This is a genomic window from Chromobacterium sp. ASV23, assembly GCF_016428945.1.
Classification (GTDB): Bacteria; Pseudomonadota; Gammaproteobacteria; order Burkholderiales; family Chromobacteriaceae; genus Chromobacterium; species Chromobacterium sinusclupearum.
Map to the genome: position 1 here is coordinate 14925 of NZ_JAELTR010000039.1, position 24350 is coordinate 39274.

The following is a 24350-nucleotide window of genomic DNA, read 5'->3' on the forward strand; positions in this document are numbered from 1 at the left end:
GCGCGACGCAAACTACGGAATCCCGCCGGCAAAGTCCGGCGACAGTTTTGGGAGAGGCGCGTGACGCCGGATCAGTATTGCGAGGACAAGGCCGCGTCCAGCGGTTCCAGTTTCTATTACAGCTTCCGTTTTCTGCCGGCAGAGCGGCGGCGCGCCATCACCGCGCTGTACGCCTTCTGTCGCGAGGTGGATGACGCGGTGGACGAATGCCAGGACCTGAACGTGGCCAAGGCCAAGCTGGCCTGGTGGCGCGGCGAGGTAGGCCGGGCGTATCTGGGCCAGGTGGACCATCCGGTGATGCGCGCGCTGCAGCCGCACCTGAAAGCTTTCCAGCTGCCGCAATCGCAGCTGGAAGAGATCATAGACGGCATGGAGATGGACCTGCACATGGTGCGCTATCAGCGCTATCAGGACCTGCTGCTGTATTGCCACCGCGTGGCCGGCGTGGTGGGGCAGCTGGCCGCCCGCATCTTCGGCTACCGCGACGAACGCACGCTGGAGTACGCTCATGAACTGGGCGTGGCTTTCCAGCTGACCAACATCATCCGCGACGTGGGCGAGGACGCCCGGCGCGACCGCATCTATCTGCCGATGGATGAGCTGCAGCGTTTCAACTGCCCGGCGATGGACATCCTGCATTACGAGGAGAGCGAGGCATTCCAGGCGCTGATGGCTTTCCAGATCGAGCGAGCGCAGGAGCAATACCGCAAGGCCTGGGATTTGCTGCCGGCGGAAGACCGCAAGTCGCAGCGGCCCGGCCTGCTGATGGCGGCGATCTACCGCGCCACGCTGGAGGAAATCCAGCAGGATGGTCCTGCCAAAGTGCTGAACCAGCGCCTATCGTTGGGAACCGGCCGCAAGCTGTGGCTGGCCTGGAAAACCTGGACCTTCGGCTACCAGCCGTGAAACCCAGGGTAGCGGTGGTGGGCGCCGGCTGGGCCGGGCTCGCCGCGGCGGTGGAGCTGGCCGGCTGGGCGGACCTTACCGTGTACGAGGCCGGGCGCGATCCCGGCGGGCGGGCGCGTTGCGCCGGCAAAGATGGCGCCAGGTTTGACAATGGTCAGCACATTCTGCTGGGCGCTTATGCAGAATGCTTGCGCCTGATGCGGACTGTAGGCGTCAGCCCGGAAAGCGCTTTGCGGCGGCTGCCCATGCAGTGGCTGCGCGATGGCGGCTTGCGTCTGCGCTGCCCGCAACTGCCGGCGCCGCTGCATGTGGCGGCTGGACTGCTGCTGGCGCGCGGCGTGTCCTGGACGGACAAGTGGAAACTGGCGCGCGCGCTGGATGGATTGCGGCGCTCGGGATACCGTTTAGAACACGACTTGAGCGTGGACGCCTGGCTGGCGGAGCAGGGGCAAAGCGCGGGCTTGCGCCGCGACTTCTGGCAGCCCTTGGTGGCGTCGGCGCTGAATACGCCGCTGCCGCGGGCATCGATGCGGGTGCTGGCCGCCGTCTTGCGCGACAGCCTGGGCGCCGCCCGCGAGGCCAGCGATCTCTTGCTGCCGGCGCTTGATCTGTCCGCGCTGTTTCCCGATCCCTCCTGGCGCTGGCTGGGCGAGCGCGGCGCGGCGTTGCGGGCCGGCGAGCGCGTGGCATCGGTGGAAATGAAGGATGGCAGGCCGCAGGTGGACGGTACGGAGTATGATGCTGTGATCGTCGCGGTGGCGCCATATCATGCCAAGGATTTGCTGGCCGAGCCGGCCATGCGGGAGTCGGTAGCCGCCTACCGTTATTGCCCCATCGCCACGGTGTATGTGCGCTTCGACCGCTCGCCGCGCTTGCCGGCGCCGATGATGGGCGTCAGCGGCGGCACGGCGGACTGGCTGTTTGATCGCGAGGCGCTGTGCGGCGAGGCTGGCTGGCTGGCCGCTGTGATCAGCGCGCCCGCCGCGCTGCCGCCGGCCCAGGAGCTGGTCCATGCGGTGGCGGCCGATGCGCGCCGTTTGGCGCCCTGGCTGGGCGAGCCTTGCCAAAGCCAAGTGATTGTGGAAAAGCGGGCCACGTTTGCCAGCGAGATCGGCCTGATGAGGCCGGATGCTCGCACCGCGTGGCCGGGAGTTTATCTGGCCGGGGATTGGGTGCATCCCGATTACCCGGCGACACTGGAGGGCGCGGCGCGCAGCGGCGTAGCCGCGGCCGCCGCCGTGAAGCGGGATTTACAGGTAGAACAATGACAATGAAGACTGAATTTGCTCCAGACGCGCTGGCCGGGCGCGTCATCCTGGTTACCGGCGCCTCGCAAGGCATAGGCCGCGAGGCGGCGCTGGCCTTCGCCCGCCATGGCGCGACGGTGGTGCTGCTTTCTCGCAGCGTCAAGGGCCTGGAGAGAGTCTACGATGAAGTGGTGGCGAGCGGCGCGCCGGAGCCGGCCGCGGTGCCGCTGGATCTGCTGAATGCCGGCGAGAACGAATTCAATAATCTGGCGCTGACCATACACCGGGAGTTCGGCCGGCTGGACGGGATTCTGCACTGCGCCTCGCATTTTTACGCGCTGTCGCCGCTAAGCAACCAGACCATAGAAGAATGGATGAACCAATACCGCATCAATACCGTGGCCCGCTTCGCGCTGACCCGCGCCTGCCTGCCGCTGTTGAAGGATGCGCCGGATGCGTCGGTGCTGTTCGTCGGCGAGCATCACGCGCTGCATCCCGCGGCCTACTGGGGCGGCTTCGGCGCTTCCAATGCCGGCCAGGTTTATCTGACCACGGTGGCCGCCAGCGAATGGGACATGCATCCCAATTTGCGGGTCAATCTGCTGCTGCCGGGTCCGGTCAATTCGCCGCAGCGCAACCGGACGCATCCGGGCGAAGACAAGCGCGAGCGCGGCGATCTGGCCGATCTGATGCCACATCTGCTGTACTGGATGAGCGCAGACAGCCGCGGCCGCAGCGGCGAAGTGCTGGAACTGGATCTGCGTCAGCCGCGCGGCTGAGGCATTAGCGAAAACGGGGGATGAGCATGAGAATTTTGCTGCTGCTGACGACCATGTTGGCCCTTGGCGGATGCAATTGGGTGAACAGCGTGACCGGCCTGACCCGGGACTCGGACAAGGCCGTGGGCGCCGCCTGCCGCCAGACCGGCCGCTCGCTCGAGGAATGCTATATCCGCAACCCCGAGGCCGATAAGGCGTCGATTTATGCTGGCTGGCGCGAGATGAACGAATACATGGCCAAGAACAAGCTGGAGACGATGGCGCCGCCGCCGGAGAAGCCGGTCCCCGCCAGCGGCGCCATGGCGGGCGCGCCCGCCGCCGTCAACAAGCCGGCCGCGCTAGCCGGCAAGTCCAGCGACGCCGGTCCGCATCCCTTAACCAGCGAAGAGGCGGACCAGGCCGCCAAGAACGATCCGGAAGTGGCCGCCGTGGTGGCGGCGATGCAGCATCCCGACGCGCCGGCCAAACCCAAGCAGCCCAACGGCAAGAGCGAGGCCGATCAGAAGCGCCTGCTCAACATCATCAACGAGCTCAACAAGTCCGACGCCAAGCATCCGGCCAATTGATCGTCCGCTTTTGCGGCATGGCTGGCCGGCTCCTGTTATTCTTCCGCCTTTGATTCCCATTTATTGTCCCTAATGGCCAAGAGCAAAACCGTATTCAGCTGCACCGAGTGCGGCGGACAAGCGCCCAAATGGCAGGGCCAATGCCCGCACTGCAACGCCTGGAACACGCTGGTGGAGTCGGTCGCCGCGCCGGCCGCCGCCGGCCCGCGCTTCCAGTCCTGGGCGGCCAATGTCACCCAGGTGCAGAAGCTGTCCGAGGTGCAGACCGAGGAAACCCCTCGCGACCCTTCCGGCATCGACGAGCTGGACCGCGTGCTGGGAGGCGGGATCGTGCGCGGCGCGGTGGTGCTGATCGGCGGCGACCCCGGCATCGGCAAATCCACGCTGCTGCTGCAGGCCTTGTCGCAGATCGGCCGCAACCGCAAGGTGCTGTATGTGTCCGGCGAGGAATCGGCGCAGCAGATCGCGCTGCGCGCCTCGCGCCTGGCGCTGGATACCAGCAGCGTCAATCTGCTGGCCGAGATCTGCATCGAAAACATCCTGGCCACGCTGAAGCGCGAGCTGCCGGAGGTGGTGGTGATCGACTCCATCCAGACGCTGTACACAGAGCAGGTGACGTCAGCGCCGGGTTCGGTGTCGCAGGTGCGCGAATGCGCGGCGCAGCTGACGCGCATGGCCAAGCAAAGCGGCATCACGGTGCTGCTGGTGGGCCATGTCACCAAGGAAGGCTCGCTGGCCGGCCCGCGCGTGCTGGAGCATATGGTGGACACCGTGCTGTATTTCGAGGGCGACTCCCATTCCAGCTACCGCATGATACGGGCGATAAAGAACCGCTTCGGCGCGGTCAACGAGCTGGGCGTGTTCGCGATGACCGACCGCGGCCTGAAAGGCGTGTCCAATCCGTCGGCCATCTTCCTGTCGTCTTACCGCGACGACGTGGCCGGTTCCTGCGTGCTGGTGACGCAGGAGGGCACGCGGCCCTTGCTGGTGGAGATCCAGGCGCTGGTGGACGATTGCCATGGCTTCCAACCCAAGCGGCTGACCGTGGGGCTGGAGCAGAACCGGCTGGCCATGCTGCTGGCGGTGCTGCACCGTCACGGCGGCGTGGCCTGCTTCGACCAGGATGTGTTTCTCAACGCGGTGGGCGGCGTCAAGATCAATGAGCCGGCGGCCGACTTGGCCATCATCCTGGCCATGGTCTCGTCCTTGCGCAACAAGGCGCTGCCGGAAAAATTGGTGGTGTTCGGCGAGGTGGGCCTGGCCGGCGAGGTGCGCCCGGTGACGCGCGGCCAGGAGCGGCTGAAAGAAGCCGCCAAGCTGGGCTTCACCCGCGCCATCGTGCCCAGCGCCAACAAGCCGCGGCAAGAAATCGAAGGCCTGAAAGTGCTGGCGGTGGACCGGCTGGATCAGGCGGTGGAATTCTGCAGGGAGTGAGCATGATAGACGCGCAGCTGATCGAGCAGGAACGGCCGTATTTGTTGCGTTACGCGCTGGCGCAATTGCGCGAGCGCGACGCGGCGGAGGAGGCGGTGCAGGAAACGCTGCTGGCCGCGCTGGAGTCGCAGGCCAGCTTTTCCGGCAAGTCCACCCTGCGCACCTGGCTGACTTCCATTCTGCGTTTCAAATTGATAGACGCGATGCGCCGCAAGGGCAAGGAGAAGCTGTTCGAGTCGCTGGAAGACGAGGCGGACGACAGCGATTTCGACGGCCTGTTCGCGCAGGACGGCCATTGGCGCGAGCCGGTCAAGGCCTGGAGCGGGCCGGAGAACGAACTGATCTCGCGCCAGTTCTGGCAGGTGTTCGAAGAGTGTTCCCAAGTCATGCCGCGCCGCACCGCCATGGTATTTGTCATGCGTGAGGTGATGGGGATGGAAATCGCCGACATCTGTAACAATCTGGACATCAGCGCGACAAACTGTTCAGTACTGCTGTACCGGGCGCGGATGAGTCTGCGCGAATGTTTTTCAATACGCTGGAGCCGGGAGGACGAGCGATGAAGTTGAGTTGCCGCGAAGCCAGCCGGCTGATTTCGGCCGGCCTGGATCGGCCCCTGGGCGCCACCGAACATCTGAAATTGAGGATGCACCTGCTGCTATGCGGCAATTGCCGCCAATTCTCGCAGCAGTTGCAGCTGATGCGCCGGGCGGCGCGCCGGGCTGGCGATGGAGAAGATAGCATGCCTAACGGCTGATGCTTTTGACATGTCGGGTGGTGTTGTGGAAACTGGGCCTTTCTTTGAGAAAGGCCTTTTTCATGACCGCCGCCTCCACGCTGCAACAGCTGATTCAAATCCACGACGACAGTCCGGATGAGGTGATCGCGCAATTGCCCGGATTGATCGATTCTCCTGCGCTGCCGCCGGCCGACCATCCGCGCTTGGCCTGGCTGATCAATCACTTGCTGGGCGAGCAAAAGGGCGACTGGCGCGCAGCCTGGACGCTATTGCGCCGTTTGCCCCTGTCAGACGCCGGCCCCATCCTGCTGCGCCATAGCCTGGTTGCGGCAACTTTGTCCGGCGATGCTTTGGCGGCCTGGCGGCTGGAGCGGCAATGGCAGGCCGCGGGAATGGACGCCGGGATGATGCGGCTGCTGGCGCGGCTGGGCGTGTTGCAGGGTTTGCAACAGCATGGCCCGCTGTCCGGTTTGCTGCCGGCATTGGATGAATTGCTGCAGGAGCTGGAGCCTATCGCGGCCAGCGCCAACGACGCCGCGCTGGCTTCGCTGGCCAACAATATCGTTTCCGGGCTGCTGGAGCGGGAAGACCTGAATGCCGACTCCTCAAGCCCGCGCATTGTGTGGCGGGCCGCGCAGTGCGCGCGGCGGCTATGGGGGCGGGCGGGGAACTGGGTCAATCATGAGCGGGCCGAGTACCTGCTGGCCCTGACGGCGAATCGATTTGCGCAGTGGCGCGATGGCCTGCAAGCGGCCGATGCCGGCCTGGCGCTGATCGCCGACAACGGCGAGGAAGACGTGGACCGCGCCTTTCTCTTGCTCGAGCGCGCCCGGGCATGCTTTGGCCTGGGACGCTCCGACGAGGGCGAGCTGGCTTACCAGCAGGCGCAGACGCTGGCGGCAGCGTTCGATGCCAGCCTGCGGCCCTGGTTTGATGGCTGCGCCAGCCGTGCCAGAATGGACGGCCAGCACGCTTGAGGTTCTGCCTATGCACGGCAGAACGAAAAAGGCCTTCCGCATGGAAGGCCTTTGTCTTGAAGCCGGGAAGCTTTACACCGATAGCGACATCAGCAGGCTGGAGATGTCATTGTTGCCGGCGCTGGCCTGGTACAGGCTGAGCGCGGCCTGGGCTTGCTGGTTGATGGCGTTGCTGCTGGCGCTGCTGTCCGTCGCCGCGCTTTGCTTGTTATTGCCGCCGTTCAACAGGTTGGCCAAACCGTTGTTTTGCTCGCCGCCGCTGTCATGGTGATGATGATGGTGGCGATGGCCGCCTTCGCTGGCTTGCGCCCCGTTGGCCTGTTGCAGGCCTTGCTGCAGTTGCTGGAAAGCCTGCTGCGCCTGGCTCAGGTTGCCGGATTGCAGATCCTGGCCCAGGGTGTTCAGCAAGGAGGAGACGGAATTGCCGGTGCCGCCGCCGCTGGTCTGGCTGTTGTTCAGCGCGGCGAACGGATCGGTTGCCGTGGCGCCGGTGGCGGACGTGGAGGATGCCGCGCTGATGGCATTGTTCAGCACCGCGCCGAAATCCTGGTTGCCATTGTCGGCGTTGTTGGAACCGTTCAGCTGCTGCAGTGCGGCCAGCGCTTGTTGCGCGCCGGCGATGTCGCCTTGCTGAACCGATTGCGTCAGGCTGCTGAAATCCTGGCGCCGCTGCTGATGCAGCGATTGCAGTTGCTGCCAGTACGAACTGGGGTTGTTGCTGGTGTTACTGCTGCTGATAGACATATTGCCTCTCCTTGAAAACGTGGATGCCGGGCAGCGCTTCACGGATCAGCTGCTGTCCTGGGCGGCGGGGCTGCAATTTTTGCCGCTTTGCCGCTGTCGCTTGCCGCCATGCCGGTATCAAAGCGTCTATTTGCCGATTTTTCTTGCCGGAACAATGGCTTGCCGCTATGGATGTCAGCAAGGCGCGTGCCAGAAATGAGCTAAGAGGAGAGGCAAATGTTTACAAATATTTTGTCATGCGCCTGAGTGGGGTTTGGCGCCTGCAACCCAAGCTCGCACAGAACCTGATCCAAGGCGGCGTCGGCGCTTAACCGAATCCGCGCTGGCGCAGCGCCTGGTACAACATGGCCACGCCCAGCGCGTCGTTCAGCGCGTCGTGTCGCGGCGGGGCGGGAATGGCGAGGTCGCGGTACAGCTCGGCCAGCCTGAGATCGATATAGGCGCCGGGGTTTTGCTTGAACTTATAGTCGTAGTAGCGGGCGGAAACCTCGATCTGCCGTTGCGGCAGGGCAATGCCGAGCAGTGGCTTCACGTATTTGTTCAATACCGCCACATCGTATTCCAGGTAGTAGCCGAGCAATGGCCGGCCGCCGATGAAATCCAGCAGCTGCCGCACGGCCTGCGCCGGTTCCATGCCTTCGTCCAGATCGCGCCGGCGCAAGCCGTGGATGGCGATATTGTCGCCTTGCGGCAGGGTTTGCGGTTTGACCAGCAGGTACAGCGATTCGCTGCTGAGGATGCGGTTGCCGCGCAGCTTGACGGCGCCTATCGACAGCAGCTCGGCCTGCTTGACGTCTAGGCTGGTGGTTTCGCAATCGAGGCTGACCAGCTCCTCCGGGTGTTCGTCGAATACATGGCGCCAGGCCGGATCGCGCAACCGGGCAAGCAGCCAGCGGCGATGCCATTGGCGCAGCATTACAGGCTGCCCAGGCGATAGTGGTGGCGCAGTTGCGCCTTGAAGCGCTTGACGACGGCCAGCGCCTCCTTCAGCAGGTCTCTTTCCAGCGAGGATAGCCGTTCCGGCTCGATCCAGTTGTCTGCAGGCTGGCCCGCCTCGATGCGCCGCAGCCCCTGGTCCAGCCGCAATTGCGACAACACGCCCAGCGCCTCCACGATGTCGTTGGCCAGCGAGGGTTCCAGCCGCCCGGCGGCGGCGAGCGCTAGCGCGCGGGCGTGGCTTCCGGTTTCGTCGATGCCGTATTCCAGCGCCAGCGCGCGCAAGCCATGCACCAGCGGGAAAATGCCGCCTTTTTTCAGATCCAGCGTGTCGCGGCCATCGCGTTCGCGGGTGCGCAGCCGGGCGAACGGCCCCAGCGGCGTGTCGAACTGATCGATGGCGCGGGCGAAGCGGGCGTAGAAGCCGGCGTCGTCCTGCAAGCGTTCGCGCAGGTAGCCGCGGCAGTCGGCCAGCAAGGAGGCGTCGCCGCATACCGCTTCGGCGTCGCAGAAGATCGCCAGCTGCATCATGCCCTCGCCGCTGGGCTGGGCCAGCCAGCCGTGTATGCGGTCGCGCATGGCGGCGCGGGTCAATCGCCATTCGGGGTGGCTGACCATGACGCCGCCTGGGCAGGGCGGGTAGCCAAAGCGGGCGAGGGCGGCGGAGAAGGCGTCGCAATATTCCGCCACGCTTTCAGGGGGAGCGCCGTCGCGCAATAGCAGCGCGTTGTCCTGATCGGTCTTGAGGATTTGCTCGCCGCGGCCTTCCGAGCCGAGCACGATCAGGCAGCTGTTGTCCGCCAGTTCGGCCGGCGCGATCATCCGCCAGGCGCGGGCGAACAGCCGCGCGTTCAGTGCCTGCACCAGCCGTCCCAGTTGCAGCGGCCGCACGCCGTGGCCGGACAGGATGCCGATCAGCCGGTCGATCTGGCTGGCGATATCGGCAAGCTCATCCAGGCTGCTGGCGCGCTCCAGCCGCTGCGCGATCAAATGGGAGTGGTTGGAGAAGTAGGACAGCACGTCGACCTGCGCCAGGATGCCGACCGGCCGGCCGTGTTCCGTCACCACCAGCCGGCGCAGATTGCGCTGCGTCATCAACAGCAGGGCGTTGAACAGGAAATCGTCGATGTCTATGGTCAGCAATTGGTAGCCGCAGTGGCGGCCTATCGGTTCGGCGCTGTCCACGCCGTCCAGGATCACGTCGCGGAAATCCGTGGTGGTGAAGATGCCCAGCCGCTCGCCATCGCGCACCAGCACGGATTTGCTGCGCTGCGCCTTCATTGCGGCAGCTACGTCCCGGATGCTGTCGGCGGCATCGACAAATACCGGCTGGCGGCAGCCGGCGTCGCGCACGGTGGCGGTCAGCAGCGTTTGCAGTTCGCGGGTGCCGGCGCGCTGCGCCAGCATGCCCAGCTTTTGCGAGACGCTGGCGTAGAAATAGGCGCCGAAGCGCGGATGGCTTTCGGTCAGCGCCAGCAGCTCGGCGCGCGGCAGCGCCAGCAGCAGGGCTTCTTCCTCCACCACGAAGCGGTGCGGCGTCTGGCCGGCGATCAGCGCGCGGGTGTCGAAGCTGTCGCGCGGATGGTAGCGCGAAACCACTTCGTCTCCGGCCAGCTCGCACACCTTGCCTTTGATCACCATGTACAGCGCATCTATGGCCTGGCCAGGGCCGATGACCAGCGCGTCGTCGGGAAAGTAGACGATGTCGGCGCGGGCCTCGAGCGCGTCGCGCTCTGCGGGACCGAGCGTGTCGAACGGCGGCTGGCTGAAGTCGAAGCGGCTCATGACGGATCCGGTCGTAGAAGGCTTGCCCTCAGCATACCGCCAATCTCCGCCTGGATGTCAGTCCGTCTTGTGCGTCAGCAGCGGCGCGCCGTCGCGGAACAGGATCAGTTCGCCGGGCGACAGCGCCGTCCAGTGCTCGTTGTCGGTCAGCGGCTGGGTGGCGATCATCGCCACCTGGTCGCGCGGCGTGGTGACGGTGGCGAAGTCGACGCTGACGTCGTTGTCCACCAGGTGGGCGGTGTTGAACGGCGCGCGGCGGATGATGTAGTGCAGATGGGTGGAGCAATGGGCAAACAAAACCTCGCCATTGCTCAGCATGAAATTGAACACGCCCTTACTGCCGATCTCCGCCGCCAGCGCGGCGACTTCCTCGAACAGCGTTTCCAGCTCCGGCGGCTGCGACCACTTGGCGCGCAGCCGCTCCATCAGGTGGCAGAAGGCGCGTTCGGAGTCGGTGGTGCCCACCGGGCGGTAATACTCGCCGGTTTCCGGCTGGAAGTCTTCCAGATTGCCGTTGTGGGCGAAGATCCAGTACTGGCCCCACATCTCGCGCATGAACGGGTGGGTGTTGGCCAGGTTGACCTTGCCCTGGGTGGCCTTGCGGATGTGGGCGATGACGTTTTCCGACTTGATTGGGTAGCGGCGCACCAGTTCGGCCACCGGCGATTCGACCGAGGGTTTGTCATCCAGGAAAACGCGGCACCCCTTCTGTTCGAAGAAGGCGATGCCCCAGCCATCGGCATGGTGGTCGGTCAGGCCGCCGCGGCGATGGAAGCCCTCGAACGAGAACAGGATGTCGGTCGGGATATTGCAATTCATGCCCAGCAGCTGGCACATCGATCTGATTCCACTTCATTAACAGGTTGCGTCACTGCCGGCGGGCGGCCGGCATATCGGATGTAGCTGAGCTTAGGCGATCTTGCGGCAACCGGCAATTGCCAATAGCCATTTGGCTCGAAAATGCACTTCTTCATGCTGATAAGGCATAAGCGGCGGCGATGCTTAAGCGGCGGCGCGGTCCCACGGCGGCAGCGGTCCACCGAGTCTTTCCACCAAAAAATCCAGCAAGCTGCGCAGCGCCAGCGGCAGCAGGCGGCGCGACGGATACAGCGCGTGAATCCCCATCAGCTGCGGCTGCCAGTCCGGCAGCAGCGCCACCAGTTCGCCGCGGCGGACATAGGGCGCGGCCAGATAGCTGGGTTGCAGGGCGATGCCGCCGCCCGCGGCCGCCGCGCACAGCAGGGCGCTGGCCTCGTTGGCGCTGATGGCGCCGCTGACTCTGACCCGCTGTTCTTCTTCTCCCTGGCGGAAGCGCCATTCGCTGCGGCCGAAGTTGCTGTAACTGAGGCAGCGGTGGTTTTCCAGATCCATCGGATGCCCGGGCACGCCGTGGCGGGCCAGATAAGCGGGCGAGGCCACCGCCAGCGAGCGGCAGTCGCATAACCGCCGTCCCACCAGCCCGGGATCGGGCTCATTGGTGATGCGGATGGCTAGGTCTATTCTTTCTTCAATCAGATTGACGGCGCGGTCGCCCAGTTGCAGGTCGATGCGCAGCTGCGGGTGGCGCTCGCTGAATTCGGCCATCAAGCCGCCCAGCACCGCCAGGCCAAACGAGGTGCTGGCCGCCACCCGCAACACGCCGCGCACCTGGCCGTCGCGCTGGCTGGCGTCGGCCCGCACTTCGGCCGCCAGTTCCAGCATCTGCTGGCAGCGCGCCAGGCAGGCCAGGCCGGCGTCGGTCAAGGTGACTTTGCGGGTGGAGCGTTGCAACAAGCGAACGCCCAGCCACTGTTCCAGCTCGTCGACATAACGGGTGACCATGGGGCGGGACATGTCGAGTTTGTCGCCGGCGGCGGTGAAGCTGCCCAGCTGGGCGACTTCGGCGAACACTTGCATCGCGGTCAGCCTGTCCATTTATATGCTCGTTTTTTGAAACAATAATGTGCATTTTAAGCGATTTATTGGTGCGATTACTAAGCTTATAGTGTGCGCATCTTCACTGATTCGCAGTGCAACCCCGCCGGCGGGCGCCGGCACCAGACTTAAGGAGTCCCACCATGATCCGTCAAACCCTGATCGCCGCCGCTCTCGCCGCCGCCGGTTTCGCCCATGCGGGCGATCTCAAGCTGTCGGTCTACAACGCCGACAGCAACAGCTTCAACGTCAGCTCGGTGCTGGTGACCGGCGACAAGGACGCCGTGCTGATTGACACCGGCTTCACCCGCGCCGACGCCTACCGCATCGCCGCCCGCGTGCTGGACAGCGGCAAAAACCTGAAAACCATCTACGTCAGCCAGGCCGATCCGGACTACTACTTCGGCGCCTCGGTGCTGAAGCAGATCTTCCCCAAGGCCGAGCTGGTGGCCGCGCCGGAAGTGCTGGCCCACATCAAGGGCAATGTGAAGGGCAAGGTGGCGTTCTGGGGGCCGAAGATGGGCGCCAACGCGCCGCAGGCCAATCCGCTGCTGCCGACTGAAATCAAGGCCGACAAGATCATGCTGGAAGGCAAGGCGCTGGAACTGCGCGACACCAAGGGCGTGATGGCCCACCGCGGTTATGTATGGATTCCGTCCATCCGCGCCATCGTCGGCAATGTGGGCGTGTACTCCGGCATGCATGTGTGGACCGCCGACACCCAGAACGACGCCGAGCGCAAGGGCTGGTACAAGCAGCTGGACGATATGGAAGCGCTGAAGCCGGCCGTGGTGGTGCCGGGCCATATGATCGCCGGCGACAAGATGGACGTATCCGCCATCCGCTACACCCGCGATTACCTGAAAACTTTTGAAGCCAAAAATGCCGCCACCGCCAACAGCGGCGAGTTGATCGAGGCGATGAAGCAGGCCTATCCGAACGCGGCCGAAGTGTCCACGCTGGAACTGGGCGCCAAGGTGCGCAAGGGCGAGATGAAGTGGTAAGCCAGATGAAACTGCATTACTTTTACGACCCGCTGTGCGGCTGGTGCTACGGCGCCTCTCCCTTGCTGAAGGCGGCGGCCGCTGTGCCGGGATTGGAATTGATCATGCACGCCGGCGGCATGATAGACGAAGCGGAAGGCCGCACCATCACGCCGGAGTGGCGCGGCTACGTGATGCCGCACGACGCGCGCATCGCCCAGATGAGCGGCCAGCCTTTCGGCGAGGCTTACTTCGAAGGCCTGCTGCGCGATATCGGCGCGCCGTTGGCGTCGGACCCGCCGATTGCGGCCATCCTGGCGGCCGGCAAACTGGGCCTGGAGCCGCTGGCCATGCTGGCCCGCATCCAGCGGGCCCATTATCAGGAGGGACGGCGCATCGCCGAATTCGAAGTGTTGAGCGAACTGGCGGCGGAGCAGGGCGCCGACGCGGCGGCATTTGCCCAGGCCTGGAGCGCGGCGCGGACCGAGGCGGAGCGGCATATCGCTGAGAGCCGCCGCCTGATGGCCCAATGGGGGTTGCATGGTTTCCCGTCCGTGGTGCTGGAGCAGGATGGCCAACGGGAGCGGCTGGAATTGTCCGCCTGGTTCGGCAGACCAGAGCAACTGGCAGCCGCCCTGCGGGAACGGTTGCCGAAACCGGCGGCGGCAGATGACGCGCTGTTCTGTACGCCTGACCGTTGCCGCTGAGCATGGGTTGATATCAAGCCGTGTCCCATATGGGACGCGGCTTTTTTATTGGATTTAGAAATTTGGCATTTTGATGTTGAAAATTGATATGGATAGCATAGTCTGAAATACCAATTAAATACCAATTGGTTCAACTCGATACGAGGAGGCAGACCATGCATCAAGGATTCAACAACATTCTGCGCGCCATCGGCCTGGCGCTGCTGCTGTTCTGGGGCCAGATAGCGCAAGCGGACTGCCCGGCCTGGGCCGAGGGCGCGACTTACAAGGTGGGCGATGTCGTCAGCTATAGCAATGCCAATTACACGGCGTTGGTGGCGCATACAGCCTACGTCGGCGCCAATTGGAATCCGCCGGCCACGCCGACCTTGTGGGCGTCGGGCGGCAGCTGCGCCGGCGGCGATCCCACCCCGCCGACGCCGCCGAATCCTCCCACGCCGCCCAGCCCGCCGCCGAGCAATGGCGCGGCTTTTGCCAAACATGCTTTGATCGGCTATTGGCACAATTTCGCCAATCCCAGCGGCCCGGCTTTCCCGCTGTCTCAGGTCCGCGCGGACTGGGATGTGGTCGTGGTGGCCTTCGCCGACGATGCCGGCAACGGCAATGTCAGTTTCACGCTGGACCCGGGCGCCGGCAGCGCGGCCCAGTTCTCTCAGGACATCCGCGCCCTGCAGGCCAAGGGCAAGAAGGTGGTGCTGTCGCTGGGCGGACAGAATGGCTCGGTGACGCTGAACAACGCCGCCCAAGTGCAGAACTTCGTCAACAGCCTGTACGGCATCCTCACCCAATACGGTTTCGACGGCATAGACCTGGATCTGGAGAGCGGCAGCGGCATCGTGGTGGGCGCGCCGGTGGTCAGCAATCTGGTCAGCGCGGTGAAGCAGCTCAAGGCCAAGGTGGGGCCGAGTTTCTACCTGTCCATGGCGCCGGAGCATCCCTATGTGCAAGGCGGCTTCGTCGCTTACGGCGGCAACTGGGGCGCCTATCTCCCCATCATCGATGGCCTGCGCGACGACCTGTCGGTGATTCATGTCCAGTATTACAACAACGGCGGGCTGTATACGCCGTATTCCAACGGCGCGCTGGCCGAGGGCTCGGTGGACATGCTGGTGGGCGGCAGCAAGATGCTGATCGAGGGTTTCCCCATTTCAAACGGCGCGTCCGGCAATTTCAAAGGACTGCGGCCGGATCAGGTGGCCTTTGGCGTGCCGTCCGGCCGCAGTTCGGCCAATTCCGGCTTTGTCACGACTGACGCCGTGGCCAAGGCGCTGAGCTGCCTGACTGCCTTGCAAGGCTGCGGCACGGTGTTGCCGGCGCAAGCCTATCCGACCTTCCGCGGCGTGATGACGTGGTCGATCAACTGGGACCGGCACGACGGCTACAGCTTCTCCAAGCCGGTGGCGGCTAGTCTGCATCAGCTGCCGGCGGCGGCGAACATGAAAAAGGCCGCCGGCAAGAAGCCGGCGGCCCGATAGGCTGGCTGGATGGCCGCTTAGGCGTTCATCTGATAACCGCTGATCTGAGCAGCCGATACCAGGCCGTTCAGGTATTCGTGCATGGCTTGATTGACTGCCAGGTCGGTCAGGTAATGTTGCAGGCGTTCCTTGATCTCGTCGAAGCTGATCTTGCCGCCTTCCACGCGTTGCTCCACCTGAATGATGTGGTAGCCGAACTGGGTTTCCACCAGGTTGGGGGTGATTTCGCCGGCGGCGGTGCTGAACACCGCTTGTTCGAATTCCGGCACCATCTGGCCGCGGCCAAACTGGCCCAGACTGCCGCCTTGCTTGCCGGACGGGCAGGTCGAATGCTCTTGCGCCAGCGCGGCGAAGCGCGACGGATTGGCCTGGACTTCAGCCAGGATGCCTTCAGCCTTGGCTTTGATCAGGCTGGCTTCCAGGCCTTCGCCCTTGGGCAGCAGGATGTGGTTGGCCACGGCGCTGTCGCCGGCGCTGAAGCGTTCCGGGTATTGTTCGTAGAATTCGCGGCAACTGGCTTCGTCGATGGTCGGCACTTGCAGCTTGCTGTCCAGCAGCGACTGGATGGCTTGTTGCTCGTCGGAGACGTCCAGGCCTTCGCTCTTGGCCTGCTGCACCAGCAGGGTGTGCAGGATCAGTTGCTGGATCGCGGTGTCGCGCGGGCTGGGCGTGTCGGCATAGTGGTCCAGTTGGGACGCGATCATCTCTTCGCTGATTTCAACGCCGTTGACGGTAATGGTCATGAGAATTTCCTGTGCGGAGCAGCCATCGAGGCGGCATTTCCGAATGAGGCTGCCTGCGGCAGCCGGTGACAAGGGCAGGGCGGGCCTGCGCGACGATGTGCCGGCAAGGTAAGCGGGACGGCGCGGGCTGTCAAGTCCGCCTAAACGAAACGGGGACGGCAAGCCGTCCCCGTTGTTGAAGCATGGCGCGGATTATTGCTGAACCTGGGCCTTGGCCTTCAGGTCGGCAACGTATTTCTCGATGCGGGCGCCCATCACGCGCTGGGTCAACTGCGGACGGATGTCATCCAGCGACGGCACGTTGCGCTGGGTGCGCATGTCGTCCAGCTTGATCACGTGCCAGCCGTACTCGGTTTTCACCGGAGAGGGGGTCACTTCGCCCTTGGCCAGCTTGCTCATCGCCTCTGAGAACGGGGCGACGAAGGTGCCGGCTTCCTGCCAGCCCAGATCGCCGCCATTGGCCTTGCTGCCCGGGTCCATGGACTTTTCCTTGGCCAGCTTGTCGAAGGACTTGCCCTTCTTCAGCGCTTCGATCACCGCCTTGGCTTCGGCTTCGGTCTTCACCAGGATGTGGCGCGCGTGGTACTGCTTGGTTTCCGGAACCGAAGCCACCAGCTTGTCGTATTCGGCCTTCAGGTCGGCGTCGCTGACCGGGTTGGCCTTCTCAAAGTCTTTGATCAGACGGTTGGCCAGCGCCATCGCCTGCATATTGGCCAGCTCGGCATTGAATTCCGCAGACTTGTCCAGGCCCTTTTTCACGGCTTCCTGGCGCAGCACTTCGGCGGTGATCAACTGGTCTTTGATCTGATCGCGAGCTTGCGGGGTGACATTCTGGCCTTGGGTTTCCATCATCTTGGCCACGGCGTCGATGCGGACGTCGGAGATCTGCTGGCCGTTGACGGTCGGGCCGGCTACGGCGATGGCGCTGCCGGCGAAAGCGGCGACGAGGGCGGTATGCAGCAGGATTTTACGCATTCTGTTTGATTCCTGATTCGGTATCGGGGGTGTTACTGGATCTTGCTCTTGGCGCGCAGGTCTTCCACGGCCTTGGCAATGGCTTCTTCCTGCAACTGGCGGGCGAGCTGAGGTTTGACTTGATCCAGCGACGGCACTTGCGCGTCGCGGATGTCGGCTACCTTGAACACGTGCCAACCCAGCTGCGACTGGAATGGCTGGGCGCTGACCTGGCCCTTGGGAATGGCCTTCAGCGCTTCGGCCAGCTTGGGCTCCATGCGAGACAGATTGCCCCAGCCCATGTCGCCGCCGGTTTGCTTGGCGTTGGGATCGATCGAGCGGGTCTTGGCCAGCTCTTCAAACTTGCCGCCCTTCTTCAGTTGGGCGATCAGCTTTTGGGCGTCGGCCTGGCTGGACAGGGTGATCTGGTAGGCGTGCAGTTCCTTGGTGCCGGCGTACTTGGCGACTTCCTGATCGTAGCGTGCCTTGATGTCGGCATCGCTGATGCTGGCCTTGTTGGCGATGTCGGCGAACAGCGCGTCGCGCAGCAGCTCGGAACGAGCTTCGTCCAGGCGTTTGACGAATTCCGGCTGTTTGTCCAGGCCGCGGCGGGCGGCTTCCTGCAGGATGACTTGGCGGCTGATCAGCGAATTCTTCAGCTGTTCGCGCAGCTCCGGGGAGTCTTGCACCCGGCCGCCGTTGCTTTGCACCACATTGGCGACGGCCGCGTCCAGTTCGGACTTGTCGATGGAAACGCCGTTGACCACGGCGATCGATTCGGCGGCTGCCGGCAGACTGATCGAGGCTGCCAACAGCAGCGCGGCGATACGGGAGTGCTTCATGTTAGCCCTTTGGTAGAAATTCAGAGTTCTTCTGGAGTGAGCGCGCGGATGGCCAGCGCATGCACGCGGCTGGTCATCAGTTCGCCCAGGGTTTGGTAGATCAGCCGGTGGCGTTGCACGCGGCCCAGGCCTGCAAAGCGGGCGCTGACTATCGTCAACGTATAGTGGCCGCCACCGCCCTTGGCGCCGGCGTGGCCGGCGTGCAGGGCGCTGTCGTCCTGGATGTCCAGATGCTCCGGCGCAAGCGCCTGCAGCGCCGTTTCCAGCAGTTGCACGGTGTCGCTCATGCCGGGAATACCTGGCGGAAGGGCTTGACCTCGACGCTGGCGTAGACGCCGGCGGCGCGGTAGGGATCGGCGTCGGCCCAGGCTTGCGCCTCGGCCAGCGACGGGAATTCGGCGACGATCAGGCTGCCGGAAAAGCCGGCCGGGCCGGGATCGATGCTGTCGATGGCCGGGAACGGGCCGGCCAGCGTCAGGCGGCCGGCGTCCTGCAGCGCCTGCAGCCGGGCCAGATGGTCAGGGCGGGCGGCGAGGCGCTTGTCCAGCGTGCCGGGCGCGTCTGCTGCGACGATGGCATACAGCATTATTTCTTTTCCTCGATGTATTTGGCCAGGAACAGGCTCTGGGCGATCACGAACAGCAGCATCAGTCCCATGCCGCCGAACAGCTTGAAGTTGACCCAGACGTCTTCGCTGAAATGGTAAGCGACGAACAGGTTCAGCGCGCCCATGAAGCCGAAGAAGCCGCACCAGGCCCAAGTGAGCTTGCGCCATACCGGGTCCGGCATGCTGATCTGCTGGCCCATCATCATGCGCAGGCCGTTCTTGCCGGCGAAATCGCTGATCAGCAGGCCGCCGCCCATCACCCAGTACAAGACGGTCGGCTTCCACATGATGAAGTGCTTGTCGTGCAAGAGCAGGGTGGCGCCGCCCAGCACCACGATCAGCCCCAGGCTGATCCATTGCATGGTGTCCACCTTGCGGTGCTTGTACCAGGCCCAGGCCACCATGACGACGGTGGCGGCGATGGCCACGCCGGTGGCGACGAACATGTCGCGGGTCAGCCAGTAGGCGCCGAAGAACAGCAGGACGGGGAGGAGGTCGGTAAAAAATTTCATGCGGGTGATTATGCGGGCTGACGCCGGCATATTCAAGCCGCGCCAGCCCGAGTTTTCCTGAGTTAACGGTTAGTTTGTTTGACGACGCTGAGCGCGCTGGCCACCAGGCCGCCGACGTCGGCGACGTTGCTGGGCATGATGATGGTGTTGTTTTCCTTGGCCAATTTGCCGAAGGCGGCGATGTATTGTTCGGCCACTTTCAGGTTGACGGCCTCCAGGCCGCCATCGGTGCGGATGGCGCCGGCGATGCGGTTGATCGCGTCGGCGGTGGCGTCGGCCACCAGGCGGATGGCTTCGGCCTCGCCCTTGGCCTGGTTGATGGCAGCCTGCTTGTTGCCCTCGGAGTTGTTGATGGTGGCCTGCATTTCGCCCTGAGACTTCTGGATGGCGGCCTCGCGCGCGCCGGTGGCCAGGTTGATCTGCTCTACCTTCACGCCCTCGGATTGGGCGATGCGGGCGCGCTTTTCCCGCTCGGCGGTGATCTGCGCCTGCATCGCGTGCAGGATGTCCTGCGGCGGCACCAAGTCCTTGATTTCATAGCGCAGCACCTTGACGCCCCAGTTGATCGCGGCCTCGTCCAGCGAAGCCACCACGGTGCGGTTGATGTCGTCGCGCTCTTCAAAGGTCTTGTCCAGCTCCAGCTTGCCGATGACCGAGCGCAGCGTGGTCTGCGACAGCTGGGTGATGGCGACGATGTAGTTGCTGGTGCCGTAGGAGGCCAGCTTGGCGTCCGTCACCTGGAAGTAGAGGATGCCGTCCACTTTCAACTGGGTGTTGTCGCGGGTGATGCAGATCTGGCTGGGCACATCCAGCGGGACTTCCTTCAGGCTGTGCTTGTAGGCGATGCGGTCGATGAACGGGGTGATGATGTTGAGGCCCGGCGTCAGGGTGGCGTGATAGCGGCCCAGGCGCTCGACGATGAAGGCATGCTGCTGCGGCACGATGGCCAGCGATTTGAAAATGAAGACGACAACGGCCAGGAACAGGATCAGGGCGATTTCCATGGTGGACTCTTATTCGGGTTGTGTGGACGCGATTTTGAACAGATTGCCTTGGCGGCCGGCGATGTAGCCGGTGGCGCCGGCATGCAGCGCCGGATCCAGCAGCTCGGCATCCCACTCCGCGCCGCGGTAATGGATGCGGGCATGGCCAGGCGAGGTGAGCGCGAGGATTTCCACCTGCCGCCCCCAGTCCGGATCATCCTGAGGGCGCGGCGGGGCGGCGATCCGGCGGCGGCGCTGGCGCACCAGCAGCACGCCCGCGATGCCGCTGACGCTGGCGAGCAGCCATTGCCAAAGTTCCGGCGCGCCCAGCCAGGCGGCGAGGCCGCCGCAGGCCATGGCCAAAGACACCATCAGCAGATAGAAGGTTCCGGACATGAATTCGGCGATCAGCGCGACAAGCGCGCCGACCAGCCAGAAGGTGAGGGCTTGCGACATGGGTTTCCCGCTAGATGGCCACGGCTTCATTGTCGGGCCATTCACTGAAAATGACAACGAGCTGAATAATCAGCCTTTGTCAGCTTGCGGGGATTCAGACGTGATCGCGGTCCGGCAAATAGTGCGACAGGTGGATGGCGTCCTCGCTTTGCAGCCAGAACTTCTGGATGAACAGCCAAAGGCCGGCCACTACCAGCGCGGAGGACAGCAGCAAGGTTTTCATGGCGCTTCTCCATGAGATTTCCCGCTTTCAGTCTAGACCGTAATTGGGCGCTCCGCGGCCACGGCGTTACAATGCCCGCCCTATTCAGACTGCTGGGTGCGATAAATGTTCCAACTTGAAGCCATGGCCTGCGCCGAGGTGGAAATCCGCAAGAGCCGCTTCATCGGCATCGTGCAGCCCGTGTCCAGCCGGGCGGAGGCGGAAGCGGCGCTGCGCGACATCCGCCAGCGCTGGCCCGATGCCCGCCATTACTGCGCGGTGCTGCTGTGCGCCGGCGATTCCATGCTGGACGACGATGGCGAACCTTCCGGCACCGCGGCCAAACCGATGTATAACGTATTGCAGCATCGTGAAATTGCCAATGTGCTGGCGGTGGTGGTGCGCTATTTCGGCGGCATCAAGCTGGGTGCGGGCGGCTTGGTCAGAGCCTACACTCAAGCTGTCAACGCCGCGTTGGCCGAAGCCAGCTTGCTGCCGGTGGTGCGGATGCGCCGCGTGCGGTTGGCGGTGGATTTTTCCGGCGAAGCCAGGCTGCGCCGCCTGTGCCATGACGCCGGCGCGACGGTGCTGGAGCAGCGCTACGCCGAACGGGTCTGGCTGACGGTGGCATTGCCGGAGGCCGGGTTGGATGCGACGCTGGCGGAATTGGCGGACGGCATGGCCGGCGCGCTGGAGGCGAAGCCGGACGATTGACGGCGGATGGGTAAACGGGAGGCAGGCAAGATGACGCAGAAACAGTATCGGCTGGTGACGCGCAGCGATTTCGACGGCTTGGTGTGCGCCGTGCTGCTCAATGAACTGGGCTTGATCAAGGAGGTGCAGTTCGCCCACCCCAAGGACATGCAGGACGGCAAGGTGGAGATCACCGGCGACGACATCACCACCAACCTGCCTTACGTGGCCAAGGCCCATCTGGTGTTCGACCACCACTTGTCGGAGACGCTGCGCAATGCCACGGATGCCGACAACTACGTGATCGACCCGCGCGCGCCGTCTGCCGCCCGGGTGGTGTACAACCACTACGGCGGCAAGCAGACCTTTCCCGACATCAGCGACGAAATGATGGCGGCGGTGGATAAGGCCGACTCCGCCCAATTCAGCATCGAGGAAATCCTCAATCCCAAAGGCTGGGTGCTGCTGAACTACCTGATGGACGCGCGCACCGGGCTGGGACGTTTCCGCGAGTTCCGGGTGGGCAATTTCCAGTTGATGATGGACCTGATCGGCTACTGCCGAAACCATACGATAGACGAAATCCTCAGCCTGCCGGACGTGCAGGAGCGGGTAGCCTTGTATCGCGAGCACGAAACCGAGGCCAAGGCGCAGATCCTGCGTTGCGCCAGGGTGCACGGCAATGTGGTGGTGCTGAACCTGCAGAACGAGGAAATCATCCATCCGACCAACCGCTTCATGGTCTATGCGCTGTTTCCGGACTGCAATGTCTCCATCCATGTGATGTGGGGCCTGAACAAGCAGAACACCGTGTTCGCCGTCGGAAAGTCCATCGTCAACCGCAGCTCGCACAGCAATGTCGGCGCGCTGATGCTGCAGTACGGCGGCGGCGGACACGAGGCGGCCGGCACCTGCCAGGTGCCGCATGATCAGGCGGACGACGTGCTGGACGAGCTGGTGGCGCGCATCCGCGGTTTGGGCTGAGGCGCTTACAGCGAGCGGATCAGCTCCAGCGCCTGGTGCAGGTCGCTGCATACCGCCAGTGCGGCGGCGCAGTCGTCGTCGCTGGGCGACAGCAGGTCCGGCACCAGGATCACCCGCGCGCCGGCGGCCACGCCGGCCTGCAGCCCCATCCGGGAATCCTCCAGCACCAGGCAGCGCTGCGAGGCCACGCCCAATCTGGCGGCGGCGTCGTGATAGACGTCCGGCGCCGGCTTGGTGCGGGCCACCTCGTCGCCGGCCACGGTGACGTCGAAGAATTTTCCCAAGCCGCTGCGTTGCAGCTTGATATCGGCGATATGGCGCCGCGTCGAAGTGGCCACCGCGCGCGGGATGCCTTGTTCCCGGACCCAGTCCAGCAGTTCCAGAATGCCCGTCTTCAGCGGAATGTCCTCATGCCGCAGGATGTGCTGATAATGGCGGTCCGACCCCTTTTGCAGGCGGTCGGCGGCCTCCGCGTCGCCCAGATAGTCCTCGACAAAGCGAATGCAGTTCTGGAACGACATCCCTACCATCGCGTGCAGCATTTCGTCCCGAATCTCTATGCCCAATTCCGCGCCGGCGCGGCGCCAGGTCTCGTTGGATAGCCGTTCGGTATCCAGCATCAGTCCGTCCATGTCGAACAGCAGGGCGTCGAAACTGCGGGGCATTGCGTCTCCTTCAGGGCTTGGGTTGGTCTGGCTCGATTGTGCGGCCGCGGCGGCGGGCTGTCGAGCGCCTGTTTTTGTCATGGGCCGGCGCGGCGCGCCATGGCTCTGGTATAGTGGCCGGATGCACCGGAAAGGGGAGGATGATGTGCGGTCGGTATTGATAGCGAATCCCAAGGGCGGCAGCGGCAAGTCCACGCTGGCCACCAATCTGGCGGGCTACTTTGCAGCCGGTGGCAAGAAGGTGATGTTGGGTGACGTGGATCGCCAGCAGACCTCCTTGCACTGGCTGTCGCAACGCAACGCGGCGCTGCCGGCGATTGCCGGTTGGGAAGTGCTGCCCAACGAGCCCAAGCGGCCGCCCAAGGGCACGGAAGTGGTGGTGCTGGACAGCGCGGCCGGCCTGCGCGGCAAGAAGCTCAGCGCCTTGCTGTCCCAGGTGGGGCATGTGATCGTGCCCATCCAGCCGTCGCCGTTCGACATGTGGGCCAGCGAAGACTTTTTCGAGCAGATGCTGGAAGAGAAGACCATCCGCAAGAACAAGGCCTTCATGGCGGTGGTGGGCATGCGCGTGGACCCGCGCACCCGCTCGGCGCGCGAGCTGGAGCAATTTCTGGCCCGCCATGAAGTGCCGGTGCTGACCTGGCTGCGCGACACCCAGCTGTATGTCCAGGCCGCGTCGGCCGGGATGTCCTTGTTCGATCTGCCGCCTTCGCGCACGGAGCGCGACCGCGAGGCGTGGCAGCCGATTTTGCGCTGGTTGGGCGAAGATCCGCAGGCCTGGTGCGACAAGTAGCAATCATTCTGCTTGATAACTCTTGACGTGGAGAAAAAATCGGCGTAGCTTGTGTTCGTAACTGCGTGCGAGCCAAACCAAGGCGTCGCAGGGGAACGCGCAATCGGGAGCCTATACGGCTCCCGTCTTTGTTTGGGGCCCCTGTTTTTTTCGTTCACCTCATTCAAGCTTTGGGAGCACACGCATGATCAAGACCGAACTCAATTACGGCGACGTATACCTGGTACCGAAGAAAACCGTGGTGGACAGCCGCAAGGCGTGCGACACCTCCGTGCAATTCGGCCCGCGCCGTTTTGTCATGCCGGTTTACCCGTCCAATATGAAGTCCGTGGTATCGGCCGAGACCTGCGAGTTCTTCGCCCGCCAGGGCTGGTTCTACACCATGCACCGCTTCAATGTCGACTCGGTCGCCTTTACCCGCGACATGCAAGCCAAGGGCCTGTTCGCCTCGATCAGCGTGGGCGTCAACGAAGACACCATCGAGCAACTGGAGGCGCTGCAAGCCGCCGGCCTGCAACCCGAATACATGACGCTGGACGTCGCCAACGCCTGGTGCGTCAAGGCCGAGCGCATGATCAAGCACATCAAGCAGCATTTCCCCAATACCTTCCTGATCGGCGGCAACGTGGCCACCGCCGAAGCGGCGCGTGATCTGGAAAGCTGGGGTTGCGACGCGATCAAGGCCGGCATTGCCGGCGGCCGCGTCTGCATCACCAAGAACAAG

Annotated in this window: 30 protein-coding genes; 15 read left to right on the forward strand and 15 right to left on the reverse strand. The window is 64.1% G+C overall.

The window, feature by feature from the left end; all coding sequences use genetic code 11:
- Positions 1–60: 60 nt before the first annotated feature.
- The 8 genes from hpnD to JHD59_RS15255 all read left to right on the forward strand — a co-directional run bounded on the left by hpnD (position 61) and on the right by JHD59_RS15255 (position 6648).
- Positions 61–906 carry a presqualene diphosphate synthase HpnD gene (gene hpnD, locus JHD59_RS15220; protein WP_199154847.1) on the forward strand — a complete coding sequence of 282 codons (846 nt, stop codon included), beginning with the start codon at positions 61–63 and terminating at the stop codon, positions 904–906.
- On the forward strand, positions 903–2174 hold the full coding sequence (gene hpnE, locus JHD59_RS15225) for a hydroxysqualene dehydroxylase HpnE (protein ID WP_199154848.1): 1272 nt from the start codon (positions 903–905) through the stop codon (positions 2172–2174). The genes hpnD and hpnE overlap by 4 nt, the downstream gene beginning before the upstream one ends.
- Entirely contained in the window at positions 2171–2932 is a 762-nt protein-coding gene (locus JHD59_RS15230; protein WP_103317738.1) for an SDR family oxidoreductase, read from the forward strand. Before hpnE ends, JHD59_RS15230 begins: the two co-directional genes overlap by 4 nt.
- Positions 2933–2958: 26 nt before the next feature.
- Complete coding sequence (locus JHD59_RS15235) at positions 2959–3498, forward strand: hypothetical protein (RefSeq protein ID WP_199154849.1); 540 nt, start codon at positions 2959–2961, stop codon at positions 3496–3498.
- Between the two features lie 72 nt (positions 3499–3570).
- Positions 3571–4932 (forward strand): DNA repair protein RadA, encoded by a 1362-nt coding sequence (gene radA, locus JHD59_RS15240; protein WP_199154850.1) that lies wholly within the window; start codon positions 3571–3573, stop codon positions 4930–4932.
- Positions 4933–4934: 2 nt separating this feature from the next.
- Positions 4935–5495, forward strand: coding sequence for a sigma-70 family RNA polymerase sigma factor (locus JHD59_RS15245; protein ID WP_103317736.1), 561 nt, complete (start codon positions 4935–4937; stop codon positions 5493–5495).
- Entirely contained in the window at positions 5492–5689 is a 198-nt protein-coding gene (locus JHD59_RS15250; protein WP_071108360.1) for a zf-HC2 domain-containing protein, read from the forward strand. Before JHD59_RS15245 ends, JHD59_RS15250 begins: the two co-directional genes overlap by 4 nt.
- Before the next feature lie 62 nt (positions 5690–5751).
- On the forward strand, positions 5752–6648 hold the full coding sequence (locus JHD59_RS15255) for a hypothetical protein (protein ID WP_199154851.1): 897 nt from the start codon (positions 5752–5754) through the stop codon (positions 6646–6648).
- A 72-nt stretch (positions 6649–6720) separates the two neighbouring features.
- On the opposite strand, the gene JHD59_RS15260 is transcribed toward JHD59_RS15255, so the two are convergent.
- From JHD59_RS15260 to JHD59_RS15280, 5 genes are all read right to left on the reverse strand, one after another.
- Complete coding sequence (locus JHD59_RS15260) at positions 6721–7392, reverse strand: hypothetical protein (protein WP_199154852.1); 672 nt, start codon at positions 7390–7392, stop codon at positions 6721–6723.
- 307 nt (positions 7393–7699) lie between these two features.
- Positions 7700–8308, reverse strand: coding sequence for a 3'-5' exonuclease (locus JHD59_RS15265; RefSeq protein ID WP_103317730.1), 609 nt, complete (start codon positions 8306–8308; stop codon positions 7700–7702).
- Positions 8308–10113: a putative nucleotidyltransferase substrate binding domain-containing protein gene (locus JHD59_RS15270; protein ID WP_199154853.1), complete on the reverse strand. Its 1806-nt coding sequence runs from the start codon at positions 10111–10113 to the stop codon at positions 8308–8310. Before JHD59_RS15270 ends, JHD59_RS15265 begins: the two co-directional genes overlap by 1 nt.
- A gap of 57 nt (positions 10114–10170) precedes the next feature.
- Positions 10171–10950, reverse strand: coding sequence for a class II glutamine amidotransferase (locus tag JHD59_RS15275; RefSeq protein ID WP_199154854.1), 780 nt, complete (start codon positions 10948–10950; stop codon positions 10171–10173).
- A 165-nt stretch (positions 10951–11115) separates the two neighbouring features.
- Positions 11116–12027, reverse strand: a complete 912-nt coding sequence (locus tag JHD59_RS15280; RefSeq protein WP_071108354.1) for a LysR substrate-binding domain-containing protein — start codon at positions 12025–12027, stop codon at positions 11116–11118.
- A 143-nt stretch (positions 12028–12170) separates the two neighbouring features.
- On the opposite strand from JHD59_RS15280, the gene JHD59_RS15285 reads away from it, so the two are divergent.
- The 3 genes from JHD59_RS15285 to JHD59_RS15295 all read left to right on the forward strand — a co-directional run bounded on the left by JHD59_RS15285 (position 12171) and on the right by JHD59_RS15295 (position 15192).
- Positions 12171–13031, forward strand: coding sequence for an MBL fold metallo-hydrolase (locus tag JHD59_RS15285; protein ID WP_103317721.1), 861 nt, complete (start codon positions 12171–12173; stop codon positions 13029–13031).
- Positions 13032–13036: 5 nt separating this feature from the next.
- Complete coding sequence (locus JHD59_RS15290) at positions 13037–13717, forward strand: DsbA family protein (RefSeq protein WP_199154855.1); 681 nt, start codon at positions 13037–13039, stop codon at positions 13715–13717.
- A 155-nt stretch (positions 13718–13872) separates the two neighbouring features.
- On the forward strand, positions 13873–15192 hold the full coding sequence (locus tag JHD59_RS15295; protein ID WP_199154856.1) for a chitinase: 1320 nt from the start codon (positions 13873–13875) through the stop codon (positions 15190–15192).
- Between the two features lie 17 nt (positions 15193–15209).
- On the opposite strand, the gene JHD59_RS15300 is transcribed toward JHD59_RS15295, so the two are convergent.
- The 9 genes from JHD59_RS15300 to JHD59_RS23100 form a co-directional block, all read right to left on the reverse strand.
- Positions 15210–15935, reverse strand: a complete 726-nt coding sequence (locus tag JHD59_RS15300) for a peptidylprolyl isomerase (RefSeq protein WP_199154857.1) — start codon at positions 15933–15935, stop codon at positions 15210–15212.
- Positions 15936–16127: 192 nt separating this feature from the next.
- Complete coding sequence (locus JHD59_RS15305) at positions 16128–16910, reverse strand: peptidylprolyl isomerase (protein WP_199154858.1); 783 nt, start codon at positions 16908–16910, stop codon at positions 16128–16130.
- A gap of 32 nt (positions 16911–16942) precedes the next feature.
- The gene (locus JHD59_RS15310) at positions 16943–17731 is read right to left on the reverse strand and encodes a peptidyl-prolyl cis-trans isomerase (protein ID WP_103317711.1); all 789 of its coding nucleotides are present in this window, start codon (positions 17729–17731) and stop codon (positions 16943–16945) included.
- 20 nt (positions 17732–17751) lie between these two features.
- Positions 17752–18018 carry a BolA family transcriptional regulator gene (locus JHD59_RS15315; protein ID WP_043622692.1) on the reverse strand — a complete coding sequence of 89 codons (267 nt, stop codon included), beginning with the start codon at positions 18016–18018 and terminating at the stop codon, positions 17752–17754.
- Positions 18015–18317 carry a YciI family protein gene (locus JHD59_RS15320; RefSeq protein WP_103317707.1) on the reverse strand — a complete coding sequence of 101 codons (303 nt, stop codon included), beginning with the start codon at positions 18315–18317 and terminating at the stop codon, positions 18015–18017. Before JHD59_RS15320 ends, JHD59_RS15315 begins: the two co-directional genes overlap by 4 nt.
- The gene (locus tag JHD59_RS15325; RefSeq protein WP_103317705.1) at positions 18317–18850 is read right to left on the reverse strand and encodes a septation protein A; all 534 of its coding nucleotides are present in this window, start codon (positions 18848–18850) and stop codon (positions 18317–18319) included. Before JHD59_RS15325 ends, JHD59_RS15320 begins: the two co-directional genes overlap by 1 nt.
- Positions 18851–18912: 62 nt before the next feature.
- A complete protein-coding gene (locus JHD59_RS15330; RefSeq protein ID WP_103317703.1) occupies positions 18913–19854 on the reverse strand; it encodes an SPFH domain-containing protein in 942 nt (313 codons plus the stop codon).
- A gap of 9 nt (positions 19855–19863) precedes the next feature.
- On the reverse strand, positions 19864–20289 hold the full coding sequence (locus JHD59_RS15335) for an NfeD family protein (protein ID WP_103317701.1): 426 nt from the start codon (positions 20287–20289) through the stop codon (positions 19864–19866).
- 94 nt (positions 20290–20383) lie between these two features.
- Positions 20384–20512 carry a hypothetical protein gene (locus JHD59_RS23100; RefSeq protein WP_255408070.1) on the reverse strand — a complete coding sequence of 43 codons (129 nt, stop codon included), beginning with the start codon at positions 20510–20512 and terminating at the stop codon, positions 20384–20386.
- 105 nt (positions 20513–20617) lie between these two features.
- On the opposite strand from JHD59_RS23100, the gene JHD59_RS15340 reads away from it, so the two are divergent.
- Both JHD59_RS15340 and JHD59_RS15345 read left to right on the forward strand, forming a co-directional pair.
- Positions 20618–21205 (forward strand): YigZ family protein, encoded by a 588-nt coding sequence (locus JHD59_RS15340; RefSeq protein WP_199154859.1) that lies wholly within the window; start codon positions 20618–20620, stop codon positions 21203–21205.
- Between the two features lie 30 nt (positions 21206–21235).
- Positions 21236–22168 (forward strand): exopolyphosphatase, encoded by a 933-nt coding sequence (locus JHD59_RS15345; RefSeq protein ID WP_199154860.1) that lies wholly within the window; start codon positions 21236–21238, stop codon positions 22166–22168.
- Between the two features lie 5 nt (positions 22169–22173).
- Here the strand turns inward: JHD59_RS15345 and JHD59_RS15350 are convergent, their stop codons facing one another.
- Positions 22174–22833 carry an HAD family phosphatase gene (locus tag JHD59_RS15350; RefSeq protein ID WP_199154861.1) on the reverse strand — a complete coding sequence of 220 codons (660 nt, stop codon included), beginning with the start codon at positions 22831–22833 and terminating at the stop codon, positions 22174–22176.
- Between the two features lie 145 nt (positions 22834–22978).
- Here JHD59_RS15350 and JHD59_RS15355 point away from each other — a divergent pair, with 145 nt between their 5' ends.
- Positions 22979–23626, forward strand: coding sequence for a ParA family protein (locus JHD59_RS15355; protein WP_233196346.1), 648 nt, complete (start codon positions 22979–22981; stop codon positions 23624–23626).
- Between the two features lie 184 nt (positions 23627–23810).
- On the forward strand, positions 23811–24350 hold a 540-nt coding region (locus JHD59_RS15360), incomplete at its 3' end, for an IMP dehydrogenase (protein WP_199154862.1).

Excerpts from the sequence above, each read along its gene's own strand:
- JHD59_RS15285 (WP_103317721.1), top strand. The coding sequence starts at position 12,171 with ATGATCCGTCAAACCCTGATCGCCGCCGCTCTCGCCGCCGCCGGTTTC.
- JHD59_RS15315 (WP_043622692.1), bottom strand. The coding sequence starts at position 18,018 with ATGAGCGACACCGTGCAACTGCTGGAAACGGCGCTGCAGGCGCTTGCG.
- JHD59_RS15250 (WP_071108360.1), top strand. The coding sequence starts at position 5,492 with ATGAAGTTGAGTTGCCGCGAAGCCAGCCGGCTGATTTCGGCCGGCCTG.
- JHD59_RS15265 (WP_103317730.1), bottom strand. The coding sequence starts at position 8,308 with ATGCTGCGCCAATGGCATCGCCGCTGGCTGCTTGCCCGGTTGCGCGAT.
- JHD59_RS15325 (WP_103317705.1), bottom strand. The coding sequence starts at position 18,850 with ATGAAATTTTTTACCGACCTCCTCCCCGTCCTGCTGTTCTTCGGCGCC.
- JHD59_RS15310 (WP_103317711.1), bottom strand. The coding sequence starts at position 17,731 with ATGAAGCACTCCCGTATCGCCGCGCTGCTGTTGGCAGCCTCGATCAGT.
- JHD59_RS15320 (WP_103317707.1), bottom strand. The coding sequence starts at position 18,317 with ATGCTGTATGCCATCGTCGCAGCAGACGCGCCCGGCACGCTGGACAAG.
- JHD59_RS15230 (WP_103317738.1), top strand. The coding sequence starts at position 2,171 with ATGACAATGAAGACTGAATTTGCTCCAGACGCGCTGGCCGGGCGCGTC.
- JHD59_RS15290 (WP_199154855.1), top strand. The coding sequence starts at position 13,037 with ATGAAACTGCATTACTTTTACGACCCGCTGTGCGGCTGGTGCTACGGC.
- JHD59_RS15330 (WP_103317703.1), bottom strand. The coding sequence starts at position 19,854 with ATGGAAATCGCCCTGATCCTGTTCCTGGCCGTTGTCGTCTTCATTTTC.
- JHD59_RS15305 (WP_199154858.1), bottom strand. The coding sequence starts at position 16,910 with ATGCGTAAAATCCTGCTGCATACCGCCCTCGTCGCCGCTTTCGCCGGC.
- JHD59_RS15340 (WP_199154859.1), top strand. The coding sequence starts at position 20,618 with ATGTTCCAACTTGAAGCCATGGCCTGCGCCGAGGTGGAAATCCGCAAG.
- JHD59_RS15300 (WP_199154857.1), bottom strand. The coding sequence starts at position 15,935 with ATGACCATTACCGTCAACGGCGTTGAAATCAGCGAAGAGATGATCGCG.
- JHD59_RS15280 (WP_071108354.1), bottom strand. The coding sequence starts at position 12,027 with ATGGACAGGCTGACCGCGATGCAAGTGTTCGCCGAAGTCGCCCAGCTG.
- JHD59_RS15255 (WP_199154851.1), top strand. The coding sequence starts at position 5,752 with ATGACCGCCGCCTCCACGCTGCAACAGCTGATTCAAATCCACGACGAC.
- JHD59_RS15295 (WP_199154856.1), top strand. The coding sequence starts at position 13,873 with ATGCATCAAGGATTCAACAACATTCTGCGCGCCATCGGCCTGGCGCTG.
- JHD59_RS15335 (WP_103317701.1), bottom strand. The coding sequence starts at position 20,289 with ATGTCGCAAGCCCTCACCTTCTGGCTGGTCGGCGCGCTTGTCGCGCTG.
- JHD59_RS15275 (WP_199154854.1), bottom strand. The coding sequence starts at position 10,950 with ATGTGCCAGCTGCTGGGCATGAATTGCAATATCCCGACCGACATCCTG.
- JHD59_RS15270 (WP_199154853.1), bottom strand. The coding sequence starts at position 10,113 with ATGAGCCGCTTCGACTTCAGCCAGCCGCCGTTCGACACGCTCGGTCCC.
- JHD59_RS15350 (WP_199154861.1), bottom strand. The coding sequence starts at position 22,833 with ATGCCCCGCAGTTTCGACGCCCTGCTGTTCGACATGGACGGACTGATG.
- JHD59_RS15345 (WP_199154860.1), top strand. The coding sequence starts at position 21,236 with ATGACGCAGAAACAGTATCGGCTGGTGACGCGCAGCGATTTCGACGGC.
- JHD59_RS15245 (WP_103317736.1), top strand. The coding sequence starts at position 4,935 with ATGATAGACGCGCAGCTGATCGAGCAGGAACGGCCGTATTTGTTGCGT.
- JHD59_RS15260 (WP_199154852.1), bottom strand. The coding sequence starts at position 7,392 with ATGTCTATCAGCAGCAGTAACACCAGCAACAACCCCAGTTCGTACTGG.
- JHD59_RS15235 (WP_199154849.1), top strand. The coding sequence starts at position 2,959 with ATGAGAATTTTGCTGCTGCTGACGACCATGTTGGCCCTTGGCGGATGC.
- radA (WP_199154850.1), top strand. The coding sequence starts at position 3,571 with ATGGCCAAGAGCAAAACCGTATTCAGCTGCACCGAGTGCGGCGGACAA.
- JHD59_RS23100 (WP_255408070.1), bottom strand. The coding sequence starts at position 20,512 with ATGAAAACCTTGCTGCTGTCCTCCGCGCTGGTAGTGGCCGGCCTTTGG.